The sequence below is a fragment of the Quisquiliibacterium transsilvanicum genome (assembly GCF_014202215.1).
Lineage (GTDB): Bacteria > Pseudomonadota > Gammaproteobacteria > Burkholderiales > Burkholderiaceae_E > Quisquiliibacterium > Quisquiliibacterium transsilvanicum.
Genome location: NZ_JACHGB010000003.1, coordinates 395078 through 416863, shown reverse-complemented (window position 1 = coordinate 416863; position 21786 = coordinate 395078). Strand labels below are relative to the sequence as shown.

At 70.3% G+C, this 21786-nt stretch carries 17 protein-coding genes and 1 tRNA gene; 8 read left to right on the top strand and 10 right to left on the bottom strand.

Annotation, left to right across the window (positions count from 1 at the left end; all coding sequences use genetic code 11):
* Positions 1–2: 2 nt before the first annotated feature.
* The 3 genes from HNQ70_RS08445 to HNQ70_RS08435 are packed head-to-tail and all read right to left on the bottom strand — an operon-like array spanning position 3 to position 4270.
* Positions 3–1070, bottom strand: a complete 1068-nt coding sequence (locus tag HNQ70_RS08445; protein WP_183966277.1) for an HlyD family secretion protein — start codon at positions 1068–1070, stop codon at positions 3–5.
* On the bottom strand, positions 1067–2554 hold the full coding sequence (locus tag HNQ70_RS08440) for an efflux transporter outer membrane subunit (protein WP_183966275.1): 1488 nt from the start codon (positions 2552–2554) through the stop codon (positions 1067–1069). Before HNQ70_RS08440 ends, HNQ70_RS08445 begins: the two co-directional genes overlap by 4 nt.
* 57 nt (positions 2555–2611) lie before the next feature.
* Positions 2612–4270, bottom strand: a complete 1659-nt coding sequence (locus HNQ70_RS08435; RefSeq protein WP_183966273.1) for an N-acyl-D-amino-acid deacylase family protein — start codon at positions 4268–4270, stop codon at positions 2612–2614.
* Between the two features lie 130 nt (positions 4271–4400).
* Between HNQ70_RS08435 and HNQ70_RS08430 the strand changes: the two genes are divergently transcribed.
* Positions 4401–5606 (top strand): acyl-CoA dehydrogenase family protein, encoded by a 1206-nt coding sequence (locus tag HNQ70_RS08430; RefSeq protein WP_183966271.1) that lies wholly within the window; start codon positions 4401–4403, stop codon positions 5604–5606.
* 140 nt (positions 5607–5746) lie between these two features.
* Positions 5747–5983: a type II toxin-antitoxin system Phd/YefM family antitoxin gene (locus tag HNQ70_RS08425; protein ID WP_183966269.1), complete on the top strand. Its 237-nt coding sequence runs from the start codon at positions 5747–5749 to the stop codon at positions 5981–5983.
* Positions 5984–6044: 61 nt separating this feature from the next.
* On the opposite strand, the gene HNQ70_RS08420 is transcribed toward HNQ70_RS08425, so the two are convergent.
* Positions 6045–7625 carry a class I adenylate-forming enzyme family protein gene (locus HNQ70_RS08420; protein WP_183966267.1) on the bottom strand — a complete coding sequence of 527 codons (1581 nt, stop codon included), beginning with the start codon at positions 7623–7625 and terminating at the stop codon, positions 6045–6047.
* A gap of 270 nt (positions 7626–7895) precedes the next feature.
* Between HNQ70_RS08420 and HNQ70_RS08415 the strand changes: the two genes are divergently transcribed.
* From HNQ70_RS08415 to HNQ70_RS08405, 3 genes are read left to right on the top strand one after another with little or no spacing between them, the layout of a single operon-like run.
* Entirely contained in the window at positions 7896–8672 is a 777-nt protein-coding gene (locus HNQ70_RS08415) for an enoyl-CoA hydratase/isomerase family protein (protein ID WP_183966265.1), read from the top strand.
* Positions 8673–8685: 13 nt separating this feature from the next.
* Entirely contained in the window at positions 8686–9876 is a 1191-nt protein-coding gene (locus HNQ70_RS08410) for an acyl-CoA dehydrogenase family protein (protein WP_183966263.1), read from the top strand.
* A gap of 4 nt (positions 9877–9880) precedes the next feature.
* Positions 9881–11008, top strand: a complete 1128-nt coding sequence (locus HNQ70_RS08405; RefSeq protein ID WP_183966261.1) for an acyl-CoA dehydrogenase family protein — start codon at positions 9881–9883, stop codon at positions 11006–11008.
* A 66-nt stretch (positions 11009–11074) separates the two neighbouring features.
* Here HNQ70_RS08405 and HNQ70_RS08400 read toward each other — a convergent pair whose 3' ends face one another.
* From HNQ70_RS08400 to HNQ70_RS20400, 3 genes are all read right to left on the bottom strand, one after another.
* Complete coding sequence (locus HNQ70_RS08400; RefSeq protein ID WP_183966259.1) at positions 11075–11959, bottom strand: alpha/beta fold hydrolase; 885 nt, start codon at positions 11957–11959, stop codon at positions 11075–11077.
* A gap of 67 nt (positions 11960–12026) precedes the next feature.
* The gene (locus HNQ70_RS08395) at positions 12027–13067 is read right to left on the bottom strand and encodes an amidohydrolase family protein (RefSeq protein ID WP_183966257.1); all 1041 of its coding nucleotides are present in this window, start codon (positions 13065–13067) and stop codon (positions 12027–12029) included.
* 152 nt (positions 13068–13219) lie between these two features.
* Complete coding sequence (locus tag HNQ70_RS20400; protein ID WP_281381554.1) at positions 13220–13351, bottom strand: hypothetical protein; 132 nt, start codon at positions 13349–13351, stop codon at positions 13220–13222.
* A 47-nt stretch (positions 13352–13398) separates the two neighbouring features.
* Between HNQ70_RS20400 and HNQ70_RS08390 the strand changes: the two genes are divergently transcribed.
* Complete coding sequence (locus tag HNQ70_RS08390) at positions 13399–14427, top strand: TerC family protein (RefSeq protein WP_183966255.1); 1029 nt, start codon at positions 13399–13401, stop codon at positions 14425–14427.
* A gap of 132 nt (positions 14428–14559) precedes the next feature.
* Positions 14560–17805 (top strand): AMP-binding protein, encoded by a 3246-nt coding sequence (locus HNQ70_RS08385; protein ID WP_183966254.1) that lies wholly within the window; start codon positions 14560–14562, stop codon positions 17803–17805.
* A gap of 7 nt (positions 17806–17812) precedes the next feature.
* On the opposite strand, the gene HNQ70_RS08380 is transcribed toward HNQ70_RS08385, so the two are convergent.
* On the bottom strand, positions 17813–19285 hold the full coding sequence (locus tag HNQ70_RS08380) for a class I adenylate-forming enzyme family protein (protein WP_183966251.1): 1473 nt from the start codon (positions 19283–19285) through the stop codon (positions 17813–17815).
* A 489-nt stretch (positions 19286–19774) separates the two neighbouring features.
* Here HNQ70_RS08380 and HNQ70_RS08375 point away from each other — a divergent pair, with 489 nt between their 5' ends.
* A complete protein-coding gene (locus HNQ70_RS08375) occupies positions 19775–20011 on the top strand; it encodes a hypothetical protein (RefSeq protein WP_183966249.1) in 237 nt (78 codons plus the stop codon).
* 554 nt (positions 20012–20565) lie between these two features.
* On the opposite strand, the gene HNQ70_RS08370 is transcribed toward HNQ70_RS08375, so the two are convergent.
* Positions 20566–20642 (bottom strand) — tRNA-Pro (locus HNQ70_RS08370).
* A 100-nt stretch (positions 20643–20742) separates the two neighbouring features.
* Positions 20743–21696 (bottom strand): octaprenyl diphosphate synthase, encoded by a 954-nt coding sequence (gene ispB, locus HNQ70_RS08365; protein WP_183966747.1) that lies wholly within the window; start codon positions 21694–21696, stop codon positions 20743–20745.
* Positions 21697–21786: the final 90 nt, after the last annotated feature.

The following is a 21786-nucleotide window of genomic DNA, read 5'->3' as shown; positions in this document are numbered from 1 at the left end:
GCTCAGCGGCCCACGTCGACCGCCAGCCGGGCGGGCCACTCAGCCTGCGGGTCGATCCGCACCCAGGCCACGCCCGGCAGCCCGGTCTTCACCTGTTCGAGGTGCTTAAGCAGCAGTTCGCGGTCGATCTGCGCGCGCACGCGGAACATCAGCTTCTCGCGCTCGCTGGCGGTTTCCACCGTCTTGGGCGTGAACTGCGCGGTGCTGGAGACGAAGGAGATCTTCGCCGGGATCACGTACTGGGGCGCGGCATCCAGCACGATCCTGGCCTCGCTTCCCAGCGCCACGCGTCCGGCCAGCGTCTCAGGCAGGAAGAAGGTCATGTACACGTCGGACAGGTCGACCAGGTTCATCACCTTGCCTCCGGCGCCGAGGACCTCGCCGGGCTGTGCCACCCTGAACTGCACCCGCCCGTCGCGCGGCGCCGTCAGCGTGCTGTCGGCGACGTCCGCGTCGATACGCGCAAGGCTGGCCTCGGCCGCCTGCACCGCAGAGCCGGCCGCGGTCACCTGGGTGCGCGCCGCCTGGACTGCGGCGTCGGCGGCGCGGGCCTGGGCCCTGGTTGCCGCCAGCGCGGCCTGCGCGCTGCGCACCCGGGCGCGGTCGTCGTCGAGCTCCTGGATCGACGCTGCGCCCTCGCGCGACAGCGTCTCCGAGCGCTGCAGCCGGCGGCGCGCCGCGTCGAGCTCGCTCTCGCGCTGGCCGACCAGCGCGCGCGCGGCCTCGCGGTCGCTCTCGCGCAGCGCCACCTGGGCCTCTGCGGTCGCAACCGCGTGCAGAGACTGCTGCCGGCGCGCCTCGGCCTCGTCGCGCTGCGCCCGCAGGGAATCCGTCTGTATCCGCGCCAGCGGCTGGCCTGCGCGCACGAACTCGCCCTCGGCGACCAGCAGTTCCTCCAGGCGGCCGGGGATTCGCGTGGCAAGGTCGATCTCGACCGCCTCGATCCGGCCGTTGCCGCTGGCGAAGCCTTCGGTGTCGTCGGCGCCGCGCGTCGACTGCCAGTAGTAGACGGCGCCAGCGGCGGCGATCGCCAGCAGCAGGGCCAGGGTCTTCTTGCGTGCAGGGGTCATCGTCTTGCTTCCGGGGCAGCCGGGTTGGCTCGGTTCGAGGCGCCGGGGTCGGCGGCCGGCAGGTGCCGCGCACCTCCGCCGAGCGCCGCGTACAGGGCAACCTGGGCGGAGAGGTGGGCGCGCTGCGCCTGCACCAGCTGCTGCTCGACGGTGAGCAGCTCGCGCTCGGCGTCCAGCACTTCAAGGTAGCTGGCCGCGCCGCTGGCGTGCCGCAGCCGTGCGAGCCGCGCGCGCTCGGCCTGCAGCTGCAGCGTCTCCTCCAGGATCGAGGCCTGTTCGCCCAGCCAGCGGCGCGCCGAAAGCGCGTCGGCGACGTCGCGGAACGCCGCCTGCACGGTATTCTCGTAGTCGACCACCGCCTGTTCGCGACGGATCGCCGCGAGCTCCAGCGCCGCGCCCAGCCTGCCGCCGTCGAAGATCGGCAGCATCACCGAGGGCGCGAAGGTCCACGCCCGTCCGCTGCCCTCGAACAGGCCGCCGAGCGCCGCGCTGGCGGTGCCGGCGGTGGCAGTCAGCGCGATCCGCGGGAAGAAGGCCGCCCGCGCCGCGGCGATGTTCGCGCCCGCGGCGCGCAGCCGGTGCTCGGCCGCGACCAGGTCGGGGCGCTCGAGCAGCAGCGAGGAGGGCAGGTCGGCAGGAAGTTCCGGCAGGCGCGCAAGCGGCGAGCCGTCCGCGGTCGCCTGCGGCAGATCGGGCTCGCTGCCGGCCAGCAGGCGCAGTGCATTCGCCTGCGCTGCGCGCGCCTGCTCCAGTTGCGCGCGCAGGCTGGCCGCCTGACGGAAAAGCAGCTCCACCTGGGTGAGCTCCAGCCGCGAGCTTGCGCCGAGTTCGACACGGCGCCGGTGGATCCTCAGCGATTCCGCACGGCTGTCCAGCGCGCGCTGCGCCAGCAGCAGCCTGCGCTCGGTCTCGCGCAGAGCGAGCCAGGACTGCGCAACCTGTGCGACCAGGCCGATCGTGGCTGCGCGCCGGGCAGCGTCGGTGGCCAGGTAGCCCTCGATCGCTGCGTCCTCCAGGCTGCGGATCCGCCCCCAGAAGTCGAGCTCCCAGCTGGTGAAGCCCACGCCGAGCTGGAACTGGTCGCCGACGACGGGCTGGCCGGTCGGGCTGAGGTCGCCGGGAATCCGGCTGCGCGCCCCCTCCAGCGCCAGGGCGAGCCCCGGGGCGCGCTGCGCCCGCTGGATTCCCCAGGCCGCACGGGCCTCTTCGGTGCGCAGCACCGCGGCGCGCAGGCTGCGGTTGTGCTCGAGCGCGCCCGAGATCAGCGTGCGAAGCTCCGGCTCGGTGAAGAAGTCCTGCCATGCGGTTGCCGCTGCGACCGGCGCGGAGTCGCCGCCGGAGGCGCCGGGGAAGGCGGCCGGGATGCCCGGCCGGGGCTCGGCCGCCGGCGGCGCCAGCGGCGCGCATGCGGCGAGCGCCGCCAGCAGCGCGGCGCACGCGCCGGCACGCCGCAGCGGTGCCAGCGTCGTTGAAGGGGAGGGCATTCCTGGCGACTCTCCGGTCGGTCGGGCCGACAGGATACCCCCCTGGCGCCCTCCGGATCAGTGCCCGTGCCGCAGCACCTGTCCTGCGCGCTCGCCGGTGAGCTCGCCGTCGAGCAGGTTCACCCGGCCGTTGACCAGCGTTGCCCTGTAGCCGACGGAGCGCTGGACGTAGCGCGGCGCGCCGCCGGGGAAGTCGTGGACGATCTCGGGCTGGCGCTCGCCGATGCGGGTTGCGTCGAAGACGTTGACGTCGGCGCGCATGCCGGGCGCGAGCACGCCGCGGTCCTTCAGGCCGATCACGCGGGCCGGCGCGGAGGTGATCCGCCGCACGCCTTCCTCCAGCGAATACAGGCCGCGCTCGCGCACCCAGTGCGACAGGATGAAGGTGGCCCAGCCCGCGTCCATCACCTGCGTGACGTGCGCGCCGGCGTCGCCCAGCCCCGGCAGGCAGTCATCGCTGCTGATCAGGTGGCCGAGCGCCTCCATGTCCGGGTTGAACATGCGAAGCGTGAACAGCGCGCGGCCGCCGGTCTCGATAGACAGGCGCAGGAAAGTTTCCGACCAGTGCTCGCCGGCCGCCGCCGCCATCGCGGACAGCTGGCGCTCGTCGCCGGCGGCGTAGTCGGGCGTGGGCCCGTCGCCCATGTAGTAGACGCGCTCGATCCCGGCGCCGAGGATGGTCGGGAAACCGTGCTGCTTCGCCTCCTCGACCAGCGTTGCGCGCAGGCCGGCGTCGCGGATCGCAGCGAGCCGCTCGTCCAGCCCCATTGCGCGCAGCCGCTTCCAGGCGGGGCCGCGGTTGGCGATCGGCAGCCCCGACTGCAGGCCGAACAGCAGCCCCGAGCTGCGCACCTGCGCCACCGCGGTCATTTCGCGGCCGCGGCACAGCTCCTCGAGCTCGGCCCGCCGCTGCGGCGCCAGCGCGCCGTCAGGGCCCACGCCGTAGCTGAACAGCACGCGGCTGTGGCCGTCGTCCGCCAGCGTTCGCAGCAGGTCGAAGTCGGCGCCCACCGCCTGCATCAGCGCCTTGCGCGGGCCGACCTGGCGCGCGATCTCGACCAGCTCGGCCGGGTCGGCGAAGGTGCCTGGGATCGCCCGGCCGTCGGGCAGCTTGTGGGCGGCGAAGCGGTTGGTGGAGAAGCCCACCGCGCCGCGGTCGATCGACTGCGCGGTGAGCTCGGCCATGCGCCGGCGCTCCTCGTCGGTTGCCTGTTCCTCCACGGCGCGCTCGCCCATCACGTAGAAGCGCAGCGCGCTGTGGCCCACCAGCCCTGCCACGTTGATGCCCGGCTTCAGGCGCTCGATCGCGTCCAGGTAGCCGCCGTAGTCCTCCCAGTCCCAGGGCAGGCCGGAGAGGATCGCCTCGCGCGGGATGTCCTCCACGGTTTCCATCATCGCGGCGAGCAGCTCGCGGTCGCCTGGCCTGCAGGGCGCGAAGGTCACGCCGCAGTTGCCCAGCAGCGCGGTGGTGATGCCGTGCCAGCACAGCGGCGTGCAGTCCGGATCCCAGCCGATCTGCGCGTCGAGATGGGTGTGGATGTCGACGAAGCCGGGCGTCACCGTCATGCCCTCGGCGTCGATCTCCCGCCGGCCCGGGCCGTCGACCCGCCCGACGGCAGTGATGCGGCCGTCGTCGATGGCGACGTCGCCGCGGAAGGCCTCGCGGCCGCTGCCGTCGACGACCGTGCCGCCGCGGATGACGATTTCGTGGGACATCGTTCGTTTCCTTTTCCTGGGTCGTGGAGCGTCCGGGCTTCCCGGTGCAGGGGCGAAGCGGGGATCATCCGGGGGTCGGGTCGAGTGTATCGAGGCCGGCCTGTCCAACTTCTCGAAAACAGGAAAAGCGATGTCCTACGATCCGTCCCCGAAAGTCGTCGAACTCCAGAAACGGCTCAACGCGTTCATGGAGGAATACATCTATCCGAACGAGGATCGGCACGTGCGCGAGGCCGAGGAGCTCGGCCCCTGGAAGGTGCATCCCATCGTCGAGGAGCTCAAGCCGAAGGCGAAGGCCGCGGGGCTGTGGAACCTGTTCCTGCCGCAGTCCGAGCGCGGCGCGGGGCTGACCAACCTGGAGTACGCGCCGCTGTGCGAGATCATGGGCCGATCCTTCCTGGCGCCCGAGGTCTTCAACTGCTCGGCGCCCGACACAGGCAACATGGAGGTGCTCGAGCGCTACGGCACCGAGGAGCACAGGAAGCAGTGGCTCGAGCCGCTGCTGGCCGGCGAGATCCGCTCCTGCTTCGCGATGACCGAGCCGAACGTGGCCTCCAGCGACGCCACCAACGTGGAGACCTCGATCCGCCGCGACGGCGACTTCTACGTCATCAACGGGCACAAGTGGTACACCACGAATGCCACCGACCCGCGCTGCAGGATCGCCATCCTGATGGGCAAGACCGACCCGGACAACCCGGATCGGCACCGCCAGCAGTCGATGATCCTGGTGCCGATGGACACGCCCGGGGTGAAGGTGGTGCGCCCGCTGCCGGTGTTCGGTTTCTACGGCATGCCCGACCGCGCCTCCGAGGTGATCTTCGAGAACGTGCGCGTGCCTGCGTCCAACCTGCTGCTGGGCGAGGGGCGCGGCTTCGAGATCGCGCAGGGCCGGCTCGGGCCGGGGCGCATCCACCACTGCATGCGGCAGATCGGCCTGGCCGAGCGGGCGCTGGAGAAGATGTGCCGGCGCAGCATGTCGCGCGTGGCCTTCGGCAAGCCGGTGGCCGAGCAGGGCGTGACCGTGGAGCGCATCGCCGAGTCGCGCATCATGATCGAGCAGGCCAGGCTGCTGACGTTGCACGCGGCGCACCGGATGGACACCGTGGGCAACAAGGTGGCCAAGACCGAGATCGCGATGATCAAGGTGGCGGTGCCCAACATGGCGGCGAAGGTGATCGATTGGGCGATCCAGGCGCACGGCGGCGGCGGCACCAGCAACGACTTCGGCCTGACCCACGCCTACGCGATGTCGCGCGTGCTGCGCCTGGCCGACGGTCCGGACGAGGTGCACCGCAACCAGATCGGCAAGCTGGAGCTGCGCAAGTACAGGTGAGCTGCGGACGGGCGCCGCCTGGTTCCGTGACAGGACTCAGTGCAGGCGCCTGACGAGGAGGCCTGCTGCCGCGTTCTCTTGACACGGAACCACCGTCAGGCTGAGTGTGCTTGCATCAGATTGGATCCGAGCCCCGAGCAATGCAAGCCGTGGACATCCACGAGGCCAAGGCCCAGCTTGCCAAGCTGGTCGACAAGGCCGCTTCGGGCGAGGACGTCGCGATCAGCCGCAACGGCAAGCCGCTGGTGCGCATCACCCGGCTCGCGCCGCCGAAACGCCGCGTCAGGTTCGGGCTGCTCGAGGGCAGGCTGATCGTTCCGGCGGATTTCGATGCACCGCTGCCGGACGAGCCCCTGGCTGGCTTCGAGGGCCGCTGATGCGCCGCCTGCGGGTGCTCGAGGCATCCCGGGCGGCGCTCCGGCGCTCCACGCCGCGCGTTCAGCGCTCGTAGAACCTCTCCAGCTCCCCGCGGATCACGTGCTTCTGGATCTTGCCCGTGCCGGTGCGCGGGAAGGCGTCGACGAACACGATGCCCTTGGGCACCTTGAAGCCGGCCAGGTGCGCGCGGCAGTGCTCGAGCAGCGCGGCCTCGTCCACCGTGCCGCCCGGCGCGCGCACCACCACCGCGGTGATCGCCTCGCCCCAGCGCGGATGCGGCGCGCCCACCACCGCGGCCTCGGCCACTTCGGGGTGTTCCATCAGGCAGCGCTCGACCTCGATCGAGGCGACGTTCTCGCCGCCGGTCTTGATCACGTCCTTGAAGCGGTCCTTGAACCAGATCGCGCCGTCCTCGTCGATGTGCGCCACGTCGCCGCTGTGGAACCAGCCGTGGCGCAGGCTCTGCCGGCTGACCTCGGGCTGGTTCAGGTAGCCGCTCATCACCTGCGGGCCGCGGTAGACCAGCTCGCCGGTCTCGCCGCGCGGCAGCAGCCGGCCTTCCTCGTCCATCACCGCCACGCGGGTCATCGCGGTGGCCGTGCCCCAGGTGGCGGACTTGCTCCACTGATGCTCGGGGCGCTGCACGCAGGTGGCCGGCGTGAACTCGGTCTGACCCGAGCCCAGCACCACGTCGGCGTTCGGGAACATTGCGTGGATCTGGTGCAGCCGCTCCTCGGGCATCGGCGCCATCGCGTACATCGCGCGCTTCATCGACGGGAAGGTGCGCGACTTCAGGCCGGGATCGGTCAGCAGCAGCCCGTACATCATCGGCAGCAGCACCATCAGCTGCACGCCGTGCTCGTCGAACAGCCGCGCCGCCTCGTGCGGCTCGAAGCCCTTGGCCAGCACCACGGTGCCGCCCAGCACCATCACCGGCATCGTGATCGAATTGAGCATTGCGCAGTGGAACAGCGGCAGCGCCACGTAGGTGACCAAGCCCGGCCCGGTGTGATGCGCGATCGCGTTCGACAGCCCGGCCATGGTCACGGCCAGGTGGCTGGTGAGCACGCCCTTCGGGTTGGCGGTGGTGCCGCTGGTGTAGAGCAGCTGCACGATGTCGCGGTCGCCCACCATCGCCTCCAGCGGCGCCTCGCTGCCGCGGTCCAGCAGCGCATCGAAGCCGTCCTCTCCGTCGCCGCCGATCCAGAAGCGGTGCTCCAGCGCGGGCATCTCCACCGCGAGCACCTGCGTGGCCATCTCGCCCAGCGCCTGCTCGGCGAACAGCACTTTCGCCTTCGCGTCGTTGAGGCACCAGGCGATCTCGTCGGGGCGCAGCCCGAGGTTCACCGGCGCGCAGATCAGCCCGGCGCGCGCGCAGGCGAAGTAGGCCACCATCATCTCGGTGCAGTTGCGCGCCATCACGCCGACCACGTCCTGGTGCTTGAGTCCCAGGCTCAGCAGGGCGCTGCCGAGCCGGTTCACCTGCCGCTCCAGCGTCGCGTAGTCGGTGCGGCGGTCGCCGTCGACGAAGGCGGCGCGGTCCGGGTAGAGGTCGGCGGCGCGGGTGACGATGTCGCCGACGTTGACCCGCTCGATGAGGTTGATCTCGAGCTCGGTGGGCGTTGCAGGCTGGCCGTTCATGAATGTCCTCGGGTGACGGTTTCGGCCGGCATTGCCGGGCCGGGAAGTCCGCGGGCCGGGCGCGCGCGTCGAACGCGCACACGCCATCCCCGGCGGCGCCTGCGGGCATCCTAGGCAGGTGGGGCGCCCGCAGTCTTGCGTATATTGGCTGCGCCCTGCCCACCAGTGGAACGCGCGCAGGTGCCGATCGGAACGCTTGCGGCCAGAATGGCGCGGTGCGCCGCCGCGGCGCCCGCGCTTGCGCGAACCGACCTGCCCCGAGGAACAACGATGTCGAACACCGAAGCCACCCTCTACGAAGTCCGCGACGGCGCGGCGTGGATCACGCTCAACCGCCCCGAGAACCGCAACGCCCTGTCGGCGGTGCTGGTCAACGAGCTGTTCGCGCACCTGCAGGCCGCGCTGCAGGACCCGGCGGCACGCTGCATCGTGCTGACCGGCAACGGTCCGGCGTTCTGCGCTGGCGCCGACCTCAAGAGCCCGCCGGGAAGTGCGGTCGACGGCAAGGCCAGCGCCAGCCTGCCCGAGGTGCTGGACCTGATGCTGGACAGCCCCAAGCCGGTGATCGCCGCGGTCAACGGCGCGGCCTTCGCAGGCGGCCTGGGCCTGGTCGGCGCCTCCGACATCGTGGTCATCGCCGAGGACGTCGACTGCAGCTTCTCCGAAGTGCGCATCGGCGTGATCCCCGCGGTGATCGCGGTGGTCTGCGTGCCCAAGCTCGGCACCCACCACGCGATGAAGCTGTTCCTGACCGGCGAGCGCTTCAAGGGCGCGCAGGCGGTGACGATGGGGCTGGCGCACCGGGCCGTGCAGAAGGATGCGCTGCGCGCCGCGGTGCAGGAGGAGATCGACATGATCCGCCTGGGCGGCCCGATCGCGGTGGCCGAGTGCAAGAAGCTGGTGCGCCGGGTGCCGCAGCTCTCCACGCAGGAGGGCTTTGTCGAGATGGCCGAGTGGAGCAAGCGCATGTTCCTGTCGGCCGAGGCGGCCGAGGGCATGGCGGCCTTCCGCGAGAAGCGCAAGCCGGCCTGGGTCGGCAAGGAATGAACAGGGGCACACGATGAGCGAACTCGAACAATTCCGCCTCGAGGTCCGGAACTGGCTGCGCGCCAACCGGCCTCCCCAGCCCGATTTCCTGCTGCCCGAGACCTTCATGGAGGTGGGCACCGACCAGCAGTTCGAGTACCTGCGCGACTGGCAGCGCAAGGTCTACGAGGCCGGCTATCTCGGCATGGCCTGGCCGAAGCAGTACGGCGGCGGCGGCCGGCCGCAGGTCTACCAGGACATCGCCGACGAGGAGATGGCCAGCGAGCAGGTGCCCTTCGTGCCGAACACCATCGGCCTGAACTGGGCGGGGCCGCTGATCCTGGCGATCGGCACCGAGGAGCAGAAGAAGCGTTTCATCCCGGGCATCCTCAGCGCCGACGACATCTGGTGCCAGGGCTTCTCGGAGCCCGACCAGGGCTCCGACCTGGCGAACAGCCAGACGCGCGCCGAGCGCAAGGGTGACGAGTATGTGATCAACGGCTCGAAGATCTGGACCAGCCTGGGCAGCTACGCGAAGTACATGATCCTGCTGGCGCGCACCAATCCCAAGGAGAAGCGTTACGCCGGCCTGTCCTATTTCCTGATCCCGATGCGCACGCCCGGCATCGAGACCCAGCCGATCCGCAAGCTCACCGGTGAATACGGCTTCACGCAGACCTTCTTCACCGATGCGCACGTTCCCGCCGACACCTTGATGGGCCGCGAGGGCGAGGGCTGGAAGATCGCGATGATGACGCTGACCTTCGAGCGCGGCGCCTCCGGCGGCCAGGCCGGCGGCCTGGCGAAGATGGCGGTGGGGCTCGACGACGTGGTGGAGCTTGCGCGAAGATCGCGCCGCAACGGGCGCCCCGCGCTCGAGGATCCCTTCGTGCGCGACAGCCTGGTGCGCTTCGCGGTCGAGGAGCAGGGCGACCTGCTCTGCGGCGCGCGCTCGGAGATCCCCGCGCTGTGCAGCGAGCGTCCCGATGCCATCGCGCTGTCGAACAAGCTGCGCATCACCGAGCATCGGCGCAGGCTCTTCCAGTTCTCGCTGTCGCTGCAGGGCGCCAATGCCGCGCGCTTCGTCGGCGACTCCCAGGCGGTGGACGGCGGCCTCTGGCAGCGCTCCTACCTGAACGCCTTCTCGTCGACCATCGGCGGCGGCACCAGCCAGATCCAGGCCAACATCATCGGCGAGCGCGTGCTCGGCCTTCCGAAGGACTGACGCCATGCACGGACTCTCCAATCGAATCGTCTTCACCGACGAGCAGGCGATGCTGCTGGACGCGGCCACCGCGTTCTGCCGCGACAAGGCGCCGATCACATCGGTGCGCGCGCAGATGACCTCCGAGCACGGCTTCGAGCGCGCCATATGGGACGAGATGGTCGCCCTGGGCTGGTCTGGCATCGCGGTGCCCGAGCGCTTCGGCGGCAGCGGGCTGTCGCTTGCCGAAGCGGCCACCATCGCCGAGCCGATGGGGCGCAGGCTGTTCGCCACCCCGTTCGGCAGCACGCAGATCTTCGTGCACGCGGCGCTGGCCGGCGGCAGCGAGGCGCAGCAGGCGGACTGGCTGGCCCGCGTGGCCGCAGGCGCGATCGCCACGACCGCGGTACTGGAGCCCGAGGGCGACTGGACGCTGGCGCATGCCCAGGCCAGCGCGGTGCGCGAGGGCGGCGCGCTGGCGCTGGCCGGCACCAAGACGCTGGTCTGCGACGCGGACGTCGCCGAGCTGCTGATGGCGACCGTGTCGCTCGACGGCGCGCCGGCGCTGGTGGTCCTCGAGCGCGGCGAACTTCCCGTGGGCGCGCTGCGGCGCGACGCCGCGATCGACGAGACCCGGCGCGCGTACACGCTGACGCTCGACGGCATGCGCGTGCCGCAGGAAAGGCTGATCGCGGGCGCGCACGCGCAGGCGGCGCTGCGCGCGCTGAGCGACGCCGCACTGCTGCTGGCCTCGGCCGAGGCCGCAGGCGGCATCGCGGGCGCGCTGGACCTGATGGTCGACTACCTGAACACGCGCACCGCCTTCGGCCGCAAGATCGGCAGCTACCAGTCGCTCAAGCACACCTGCGCGGAGATCCTGATCGGCCTGGAGCGCTCGCGCTCGCACCTGTACCACGCGGCCACGCTGCTGGCCGCGGGTGAGGATGCCGAGGTGGCGCTGAGAATGGCCAAGCTGGAGTCCGGCGAGACCTTCGCCTGGGCGGGCGACCGCGCGGTGCAGTTCCACGGCGGTTTCGGCTTCACCTGGGACTGCGACGCGCAGATTTTCCTGCGCCGGGCGCTGTTCCTGCACGGCGTCTATGGCGACGGCGCGCATCACCGGGCGCGGCTGGGGGAGCTCTTGTTTGGTTGAGGGTCGGCGTCGGGCGCAGCGGCCGCGGGCCGCTGGCGCATGACCCCGGCGCGTGCCGCCGCCTGGTCAGGCGGCGGTCTTCCTCACCGGTGCCGGGGCCTGGCCCCCGGCATTCCGGAGCCCCTGCAGCATCTCCTCGATCGCAGCCGCAGTCTCCTGTGGCCGCTCCATCGGGAACAAGTGCGAGCCCTCGACCATGCGCATCCGCTCCGGGTGGGTGCGGCCGACCACCTGGCGGGTCATCGTCATGCCCACCTGCTTCATTTCCACCGAGCGGGTGCCGCCGATGAAGCCCACCGGGCACTGCAGCGGGTGCCGGCGCAGCAGCCGGTCGAGGTTGTGCGGCAGGGTGTTGTAGATCGCGGTCTCGACGTCGCGGTCGAAGTCCAGCATGCGCCGGGTGCCGCCGTCCGGAGCGGGCTCGTCGCGGGTGCAGTGAGCGACGTAGTCCAGCAGCATCTGCGGGTGCCAGCGCATGAAGGGCCGCTTGTGGCGGAAGTGCTCCAGCACCGCCTCGGCGTCCGGCCACTGGTTGCGCCGCTTGCGGCTGACGCGGCCCGGCGAGACCGAGCCAACGACCTGGGCCCGCTTCATCAGCGCCAGCGTTTGCGCCTTCCAGCCGCCGAGGATCGGCGAGTCCAGCAGCAGCACGCCCTGCGCCCCCTTGCCGCCAAGCCGGGGGTGGCGCGCTGCGCACATCAGACTGAGGAAGCCGCCCAGCGAGTGTCCGACCAGATAGGCGGGGCCGCCATGCGCCTCGATCTCCGGGGCGGCGAAGTCAGCCAGCTGCTGCACCAGGAAGGGCCAGTTGCTGGTCACCGGGTAGGCCGGGTCGTGGCCGAACTTGTCGATGGCCTTGACCGTGAAGCCGCGCGCCCGCAGCGAGCGGAACAGCATCGCGTAGGTGGCCGCAGGGAAGCTGTTGGCGTGGGAGAAGACGATCAGGGGCATCGCGTGGGCGGCGTGGTCGGGGCGGGCGGATCATAACGGAGCCGCCGCGCCAGCCGCCTCAGTCTCGTCAGCCGCCGATCAGCGCTGCCGGCAGCCGGTAGGCCCGGATCGCGGCGCCCGCGAACAGCGCGCGCTTCTCGTCGGCGGAGGCGCCGGCCGCAACCCGCTTGAAGGCGTTCCACACCACCCCGTAGCTGCACCAGCGCTTCTGCACCGGGAAGTTGCTTTCGAACATGCAGCGCTGCGCGCCGAACAGCTCGACGCAGGTCTCGACGAAGGGCTGCCAGGCGCCCGCCACCGTCTCGGACGAGGGCGGCCCCGAGGCCTCGCTGCGGGCGGCGCCGGGCAGGCGGATCGGGATCGCGCCGACCTTCAGAAACACGTTGGGCCGCCTGGCGAGTTCCGACAGCCCCGCCCGCCAGCTCGCCAGCACCTCGTCGCGGCGGCCGGCGTAGGGGCCGCCCAGGATCGGCGCGCCGATGTGGTTGAGGATGATCGTCAGCTCGGGAAAGGCGTCGGCGACCGCCGCCAGCTGGGGAAGCTGCGGGTGGTAGACCCAGGCGTCCAGCGACAGGCCCAGCGGCGCGAGGCAGGCCAGGCCGCGGCGCACCCGCGGGTCGGCGAGCAGCGCCTGCTCGGGCACCACACGGTGCACCCGCTCGTCCGCGTCCCAGGCGGTGGAGAAGCGGACGCCGCGGAAGCGGTGGCCGCTGGCGGCGATGTGCGCTTCCAGGATCGGCCGCGCACGCTCGCCGAGCCGCATGTCGACGTTGCCGAACATCGCGGCGCAGGCCCGCGTGCGGCCGAACAGCCCGCTTGCGCTCATCGCCGCCACGCCTGTGACGAACTCGGTTTCGCCCAGCGAGCGCCATTCCTCGGGGCCGTCGGCCCGGTACATCGAGCCGCACTCAGCGTAGACCGTGGCGCGCACGTCGTGTCCGCAGTCCAGGTCGGCGAGTAAGTCCGCGAACAGGTAGCTGCCGCTTTTCGTGACCCACAGGTGATGGTGCGGATCGACGATCGGCAGGCCGGGCTCGAGCGCGTCCTCGCGGTGCTGCGCGAGCCAGTCGTCGTTGACGGTGCCTGCGAAGTGGTTCTGATTCGGCATGGGCAGCTCCGGTATGCACGTCTCTGGTAAGGGCGCCGCGAGGGCCCTGTGGACCGCAATTGTCCTTGCCATTCACAGGGTTTTGTTGACCGGCGTCAAGACTGCTGCTCAAATCCGCTTCGCCTCCATCGGGGAGTAGCCGGCGCGGATCTTCAGGATTTCCGCGCCGCGACATCGTCATTACGGCAGCGGTCGGTCTGGCACTCGATCGCATGCCCGGTGTCGTGAACCGGCGCGCAGCCATGCGCGATCCGGTCGGCCAGACCGGCGAGGACCTTCGACAAACCCCGTCGTCCTGCCCTTGCCAGGCTGGTGAGAAAGGTCTTCCCCGATGCTCTCCATCGGCACGCCCCTGCTGTGGTCGTTTTTCGCGGCCTTCGTCCTGGTCGCCCTCGTCGTCGATTTCGTCGCTCTCAACCGCCGCGGCGCCCAGGCCGTGTCGCTGCGCGAAGCGGGCATGTGGTCGCTGGTCTGGGTGGCGGTCTCCTTCGTGTTCGTCGGCTGGCTCTGGTGGTACCTGGGCGGCGCCTCGGGTGACGCCGCGGCGCGCGAACTGGCCGACGCCAAGGCGCTCGAGTTCGTCACCGGCTACCTGGTGGAGAAGGCGCTGGCGGTCGACAACATCTTCGTGTTCCTGATGCTGTTCACCTACTTCGCGGTGCCCGCGGAGTTCCAGCGGCGGGTGCTGATGATCGGCATCATCGGCGCGCTGATCCTGCGCGCGGTGATGATCCTGGTCGGCGCCTGGCTGATCGCCAGCTTCCACTGGGTGATGTACCTGTTCGGCGTCTTCCTGGTCTTCACCGGCGTGAAGATGTGGTGGGCCGCGGGCCAGGAGCCCGACCTCGACGCGAACCCCGCGCTGCAGTGGGTCAAGCGCCGCGTGAAGATCGCCCCGGGCTACGACGGTGAGCGCTTCTTCACGACCGTGAACGGCGTGCGAATGGCCACGCCGCTGCTGGTGGTGATCCTGCTGATCGGCATCGTCGACGTGGTGTTCGCGGTCGACTCGATCCCGGCGATCTTCGCGATCACCACCGATTCCTTCATCGTGCTCACCTCCAACGTGTTCGCCATCCTGGGCCTGCGCGCGATGTACTTCCTGCTGGCCGGGATGCACGAGCGCTTCCACCTGCTGCCCTACGGGCTGGCCGTGGTGCTGGTGTTCATCGGCACCAAGATGCTGCTGGTCGACATCTACAAGATCCCGATCGTCTGGTCGCTGGGCTTCACAGTGACCACGCTGGCGGTGACCATGCTGCTGTCGCTGCGCATCCCGGCGCGGCCGGGCGAGACGGGCAGTGCCTATCCGTTCGGGGCGAAGAAGCGCGACGCCAGCTCGCCGGAGGAGGAGGGCTGAACGCGGGCCGCGACCCCCGGCAATCCTCGGGATGGATCGAAACGCCATAGAATCGCCCGGCACTGTCGCGCATTTCCGGGCCGCGCGTCTCTGCGGGCGTGCCTCGGCGCGGCTTCGGGGCGCTTTCCATCCATGACGAGAAACTTCACCACCAGGCTGGCGGAGCACGCGCGCCACTTTCCTGCCGCAGTGGCCCTCGCGCACAGGGGCGGGGACTACACCTACGCTCAGGTCGACGCGGCGGTCTGGACCGCTGCCGCCGGGATCCACGCCGCCGGCGTCAGGCCGGGTATGCGCGTCGGCCTGACCTGCGTCGACCAGCTCGGCTACGCGCTCGCGATGCTGGCGGTGTGCCGGCTGGGGGCTTCCTGCGTCAGCCTGCCGCCCGGCGACCCGGTGGTCTACCGTGAAGACCTCGCCCGCAGGCTCGCCCTGGATTTCATTCTCGTGGACCGACAGGCCAACCGCTTGCCGGGGTTTCGCGGTGGGCTGGTCGACTGCGCCTGGGGGCTGCGTGAACCGGGCGATCCGGTCGATCGCGCGCTCGAGGACCCCGCGCCCCCTGCGCCCTGCCAGATCATCGTGGGTTCCGGATCGACCGGCAGGAAGAAGCTGATCCCGGTGGGCCACGAGGCGCTGATTGCCCGCGCGTCGATCTTCGCCGGGATGATCGGCATGACCGAGCACGACCGCGTGGCCTGCCTGTCGCCGCTGGACTTTGCGATGTGCAACCAGCGCCTGTTCGAGGCGATCTGGCTGGGGGCGGCGTTCGTGGTCCTCGAGCCCTTGTCGAACAGGACCGTGGACGAACTGCGGTCGGCCCGCGTCTCGGTTCTCCACGCCTCCGTGTTCCACGCCCAGCACATGCTGCGCGGGCTCCCCGACTCCGCTCGCGACGTCCTCGGTTTCCTGCGCGTGCTCCGCATCGGTTCGGCGACGGTCACCGAGACGCTCAGGCGCCGGGCGATGCGGCAGCTCACGCAGAACCTGTTCATCCGGCTGGGTGCCAACGATTGCGGTCCGATCACGATCGCCCGTCCGGCGGACATCGCGTCCACGCCGGGGACGGTGGGCCGCCCTTGCGAGGGCGTCGACCTCCGCCTGACGGGCCCGGACGGCGCGCCGGTCGCGGCCGGCGAGGTCGGCCAGATATGGATGCGCAGCCCCGGAATGGTCGAGGCCTACATCGACGATCGAGAAGCGAACGCCGCGGCGTTCCGCGATGGCTGGTTCACGACCCACGACCTGGGTCGCCTGACGCCGGACGGGCAGCTGATTTACTGCGGGCGCGCCGACGACATGATCGTCTACAACGGCATCAACATCCATCCGGCCGAAGTCGAGAACGCGATGTCCGGCTACCCCGGCGTCGCGGACGTCGTCTGTGTGCCGTACCGGGTTGCCGAGGGGCAGGCCTTGCCGGCCTGCGTGATCGCGTTCCAGGCGGGCCGCGAGGCGCCCCGCGAGGACCTGGCGCGTTTCGCGGCCGAGCGGCTCGGGCCGCAGCGCCCGCGCCAGATCGTCGTGGTCGACGCGATCCCGCGCACGGAGACGGGCAAGCTGGTCCGCGACGCGCTGATCGTCAAGATCCGCTCGGCGCTGGCGCCTCGCATGCGGAACGCGGACGACGAAGGGGCGCGGCAGTCGGTCGCCGTCGACGCCGCGCGGCCGGTCGGCCTCGACGTCGCGCGGCCGGACGGCCCCCAAGGTATGCTGCAGCGCTTCGCCTTGCTTCGGCCGCGCTTCGCGGTCCCCAGGGCCGAGGGCATCGAGCGGCTGTCCCGGTCGATCTCCGAGGTGCTGTCGATCGAGCCGGGCCCAGGCGACGCGGACGCGCGTGCGCTGGACGAGACCGGGCTCGCGGCGGCATTCGCCGATCGGGTCGCGCGAGTCGCACGGCTGTTCCTGGAACTGGGGCGTCTGCCGGTGTTCGACCCACCTCGCGTGGTCTCCCTGGAGTGCTCCGGCGAGCGGCCGCGCGCCTGTGCTGCAGCACTGGCTTTCCCGGTGGTGGAGAACGTGCCGTTGGAGTGCCAGCGCATCGCACTCCAGTCTGCCCTCCAGTTCTGCAACCAGGCCTGCGCCGGCCCGCTCGGCGCGGAAGCGCGCGAGTCCCTGCTGCAGGCAATCTCATCGGGCGTCGTGGCGCAGCTGCGCCGCCTCGTCCCCGCCGGCGCTTCCACCATCCCGGTCCTGCGCGTGGCGCATGAGCTGGGCATTCCGTACATCCACCTCGGGGCCGGGGTCTACCAGCTCGGATGGGGCAGCAGGGCTCGCCGGATGGACCGGAGCATCACCGACCGGGACTCGGCGATCGGCGCGCGGCTTTCCCAGGACAAGATGGTCGCGGCGGGCCTGCTGCGCATGGCGGGCTTGCCCGCCCCGGTGCACGCGGCCGTGCAGGAACGCGAGGGGGCCCTGCGCGCGGCGCGCGAACTGGGTTATCCGCTCGTCGTGAAGCCATCGGACCGGGACCGCGGCGAGGGCGTGACGGTCGACGTCGCCGACGAGGCCTCGCTGCTGGCTGCATTCGACGAGGCCAGAGCGCTCGCCCGGAACCGGCGCGCGATCGTGGAGCGCCAGGTGCCCGGTGTCTGTCATCGCCTGTTCGTCGCCGGCGGGCGGCTGCTGTACGCGGTGAAGCGGCTGCCGATGTCGGTCAGGGGCGATGGCCGCAGCAACGTCGCCGAGCTCGTCGACGCGGAGCTTGCCCGCCAGCGGTCGCTGCCGCCCTGGCAACGCACCGAAATCCGGCCGATCGACGATCTCGCGCTCGCGGCGATGGCACGAGAGGGGTTCGCGCCGACCTCGATTCCGGCCGACGGCACGCTGGTGCCCTTGCGCCGGATCGAATCAAGCCGCTGGGGCGGGGTCGACGAGGCAGTCAGCGATCGTGTCCATCCCGACAACCTGGCGATCGCGCTGCGCGGGGCCGCGCTGTTCGGCCTGGACGTTGCCGGAATCGACATCATCACGCCAGACATCGCGGTGCCCTGGCATCGCAACGGCGCGATCGTCAACGAAGTGAACATCGCACCCCTGTTCGGTGGCGGGGAGATATCGAAGGCCCACATCGGGGGTTTCCTGAAGGCCTTCGTCGATGGCGACGGACGGATTCCGGTCGAGTACTTCGACGGGGCGGATGCGATTGCGAGGGCGAGAGCACGGTTCGCGGAGCTGCGCGCGGCGGGCCGGCGTTGCTTCGTGACCTCGGCCGTCGTCACGCTCGACGCGGGCGGAGCCCCGCTCCAGCTGGAGACAAGCGGACTGGAGGCGCGGATGCTCGCGCTGGCGTGCCGCCCGGATGTCGATGCGATTCTCGCGGTGCGCAGTCAGGCGTGCGCATCCGATACTGGCGCTGACCGCCTGCAGAAGTAGCGGCCGCTCAACGCTCCACCCTCGTCTTCACCATGTCGATGAGCCGCATCCGGTCCACCTTGCCAAGTTCGTTGCGCGGGATGGCGTCCAGGATGACGATCCGGCGCGGGCCCGCAGCACCGAGTCGCGCGCCAGCGTACTTCAGCAGCGTCGCTTCAGAGGCGGGTGGGCTCTCGCGCACCGACACCGCGCAGACCGGAATGTCACCGTGCACGCTGTGCCGGACCGGGAAGGCGGCAGCGTCGGTGACCGACGGGTGGAGCAGCAGGCACTCGGTGATCGCCGAAGGGTGGATGTTGATGCCGTGCATGATCATCATGTCGTCCGCGCGGCCGAGCCAGGTCAGTTCTCCGGACTCCCCCAGCACACCGAGGTCGCCGGGCAGGAAGTATCCGTTCCTGAAGTACCTGGCGGTATTCACGGCATCGTTCCAGTAGGCGTCGATGGCGTGGCCCGACTTCACGCAGATCAGCCCCGGCCTGCCCGTCAGCGGGGCGCCGGTGTCGCGATCGACGACACGGACCTCGACGCCGTCCAGTGGCCTGCCCACCGTGCCCGGCCGGTCGCGCACCTCGTCCGGGGTGGCGATCGCGATCGCCCCCGATTCGTTCGTGCTGTAGGTGACGTAGACGTTCGGGCTGAGCGCCTGCCGCGCCCGACGGCGCAGGTCGTCGCTGACGCTCGAAGCCGAGATCTCGAGCACCCTCAGGTTCAGCGGGGGCAGGGTCTCCGACTGGCGCTGCTGCCTGAGCAGCGCTTCCACCTGCACCACTACAGCCGACAGGAAGGTCACCTGGTGATCGACACAGGTCTCCCATACGCCATGCAAGGGGTCTTCCGGGAACACGATGGCGGCGCCGGCGAGCAGCGCGCTCAGGTGCCGCACTTTCGAACCGATGTAGGAGAACGAGGAGACCCTGAGGAACCTGTCGCTCGGGCCCAGTCCGAAGAACGACACCCGTTGCCACAGTCTGCGCAGGAGGAGTTCCTGGCTCAGGTGGAATCGCTTGGGCGCGCCGGTCGAGCCGGAACTGCTTACATGGATGAAATCGGCGGCGACCTCCCCGCGGCCCAGCACGGCGGCTCCATTTTCCGGCTGCAGTCCGAGCTGTTCGAGGCTCACGACGCCGGTGGGCACGCCGGCAACCCGATGCTTCGGGTTGTCGCAGAGCAGCACGCTCACGCCGGCAGCCCTGCAGGTTTCGCTGCGAACCGGCAGCGGCGCGCCGCGTGCCAGCGAAACCAGCCGTCCGCCCAATGATGCGATCGCCAGCGTCAGCACCAGCTCGAGGACTTCGTCGTCGAAGCTCAGGGCGATCCTGCCGCGGGCGGTCACGCCCGCCCGGGCCAGCATCGACGCTGCGCGGCCGACCAGAGCGTCCAGGGCGGCATACGTCAGGGACGTGCGGGCGGAGATGACGGCGGGCGCCTGCGGGCGCGCCCGGGCATGCAGCGCGATCATCTCGTCGAGGGTATTCATTGGATTCTGGAGCAGTCGATCATGGGGCGGACCTTGCTGGGAACGCGGCATTCTGATCCGCCGAAGCTACACCGGGACGCCCGCGGCCGCGAGCGCCGGACACGGTCCGGTCGGCACTGTGCGCCTGGCACGCGCCGGCCTGAGCTTGCGTTCGAGCGTGGGATCGGGGTCGATGCAGCGGCTTGGGGGACGGCTTGCCGGGAGTCTTGGTGGAGGGCGTTGGTGGCCTCAGCGCCGGAGAGATTCCCGTCGACCTTGACTGGAATCCTCAAGCGCCGCTTCGCACTCCAGCAGCGAACTCGTGAACCTCGGAACAGGGGTAACTGATTCGGCCCACGCCCAGAAACGCGGAATTCTGGGTAGGGCGGCGGCGTGGGCTATGACAGTATCGAGCTCATTCGTAGTGGCTGCGGAATCAGGGGCATGCCGCACAGCCGACATTGGGAATTGAAGGAAAGGGCGATGCACTGCATTGCCCCCGGAGGGGACATGGACGACGCGCAATCCGGCAGCACCGACGCAAGTGCCGAGCAGGCAGCAAAGCTCGATATCAGGGTCGAGGCGACCGTGGCGGCCAAGCTCAATCTGGCCGATTGCCAGAACGCCGTGCCGATGCCGTCCGTGCAGTGGAGGACATCGCAATCGAAGAGCTTGCGGGCCTCGCCGCAGAGTTGCAGGGAAGCGGCGTGGTGCTGGAAGCGGGTGTGGTCGAGATGGCCCGGGTGATCTGCCTGAAGCGGGTCCGCGCGGTGAGTCGGAGGCGTCTGGAGGAGGCCTGGCGGCGTGCTGCCGCAGGCGCGGCCAGTTAGGCCGGTCTAGCCGCACCTCCTGGTGCGGTGCGTCTTGCCTTCGCCCGGCGCTGGCAAAGAGCCGGTGCAAGCTGCACGGCGGAGTGAGCCAAGGTGCCCCTGGCGGCAACCACAACGGCAACCATCGGCACGGCGACCGAATACTGTAGGGCAAGCGGATGTCGCGCGGCACGCGCCCCGATCGGCCGCCATCCTCCGCTTGACGCGCTGGCCCGCCCGTGAGCCGCTCAGCGCAGGCCGAGGAACCCGAGGATGAAGAGGACGATGACCACGGCCCCGACCAGCCAGACGATGTTGTTCATGATGCGAATCTCCCAGGCTGCGTTGAAGGATGCGAGGACAAGTCGACCTCCGAACGCATGCGCAAGTCGACGCGTTCAATTTACGCCGGCATGACTCGTCGTTCTGTGCGGTGGCGAACACTGGCCGTCATGCCATCCTGCGGGCATGTTCACCAGTGCTTGATTTGATTGGTCGGGGTGAGAGGATTCGAACCTCCGGCCTCTACGTCCCGAACGTAGCGCTCTACCAGGCTAAGCTACACCCCGAATCCTGCGTTGCGCCCGGTGACCCGGTGAACACTGAAGACGGCTTCGATCTGTCGGGAACCGGGCCAGCGTCGGGAAACGCCCGGGTCCGTAGCGCTACCTAGCGGTCACGCTCGATCGAGTAAGTCGAAAAGTATAGCAGAGCCTCGCGGTAAGCGGAAGGGGCCAGGCCAGCGACCGCGTCGGCCGCGGCCTTGGCCTCGGTCCGAGCGCGCTCGCGCGTGTATTCCAGCGCGCCGGTGCGGTGGATCGCGGCCATGATTTCGTCGAAGCGCTCGGTGTGGCCCTGTGCGATCGCCTCGCGGATCATTGCGCGCTCGGCGGCGGTGCCCTGGGCCATGGCGTGCAGCAGCGGCAGCGTGGGTTTGCCCTCGCGCAGATCGTCGCCCACGTTCTTGCCGATGTCGTTGGTAATGCCGGAGTAGTCGAGCACGTCGTCGATCAGCTGGAAGGCGGTGCCCAGCCGGCGGCCGTACTCGGCGGCGGCTTCTTCGACTGCGGCGGGCGCCTTGCACAGGATGGCGCCCACCTGGGCCGCGGCCTCGAACAGCTTGGCGGTCTTGTAGCGGATGACCTGCAGGTAGCGCTCTTCGTCCACGTCGGGGTCGTTGCAGTTCATCAGCTGCAGCACCTCGCCCTCGGCGATGACGTTGGTGGCGTTGGCCAGCACCTGCATCACGCGCATGTCGTCGGCCTCCACCATCATCTGGAAGGAGCGCGAGTAGAGGAAGTCGCCCACCAGCACCGAGGCGGCGTTGCCGAAGACGGCGTTGGCGGTCTGGCGCCCGCGCCTCAGGTCGGACTCGTCGACGACGTCGTCATGCAGGAGCGTTGCGGTGTGGATGAACTCGACCACCGCCGCGAGCTGGTGATGCGTGCGCCCGTCGTAGCCCAGCGCGCGGGCCACCAGCAGCAGCAGCACGGGGCGCATCCGCTTGCCGCCCGCCGCGATGATGTAGTCGGCGACGGTGCTGACCAGCGCCACCTCGGAGCTCAGGCGCGAGCGGATCACGCGGTCGACCTCGGCGAGGTCGGCTGCGAGCACCGGGAACATTTCGGCGGGCTTCAAGGCGCTTGTCGGCGGCGCGACCACGGCGGTCGCTGGGTGACGGTTCAGGGCGGCCCCGGCTGGGACCGCAGCGCC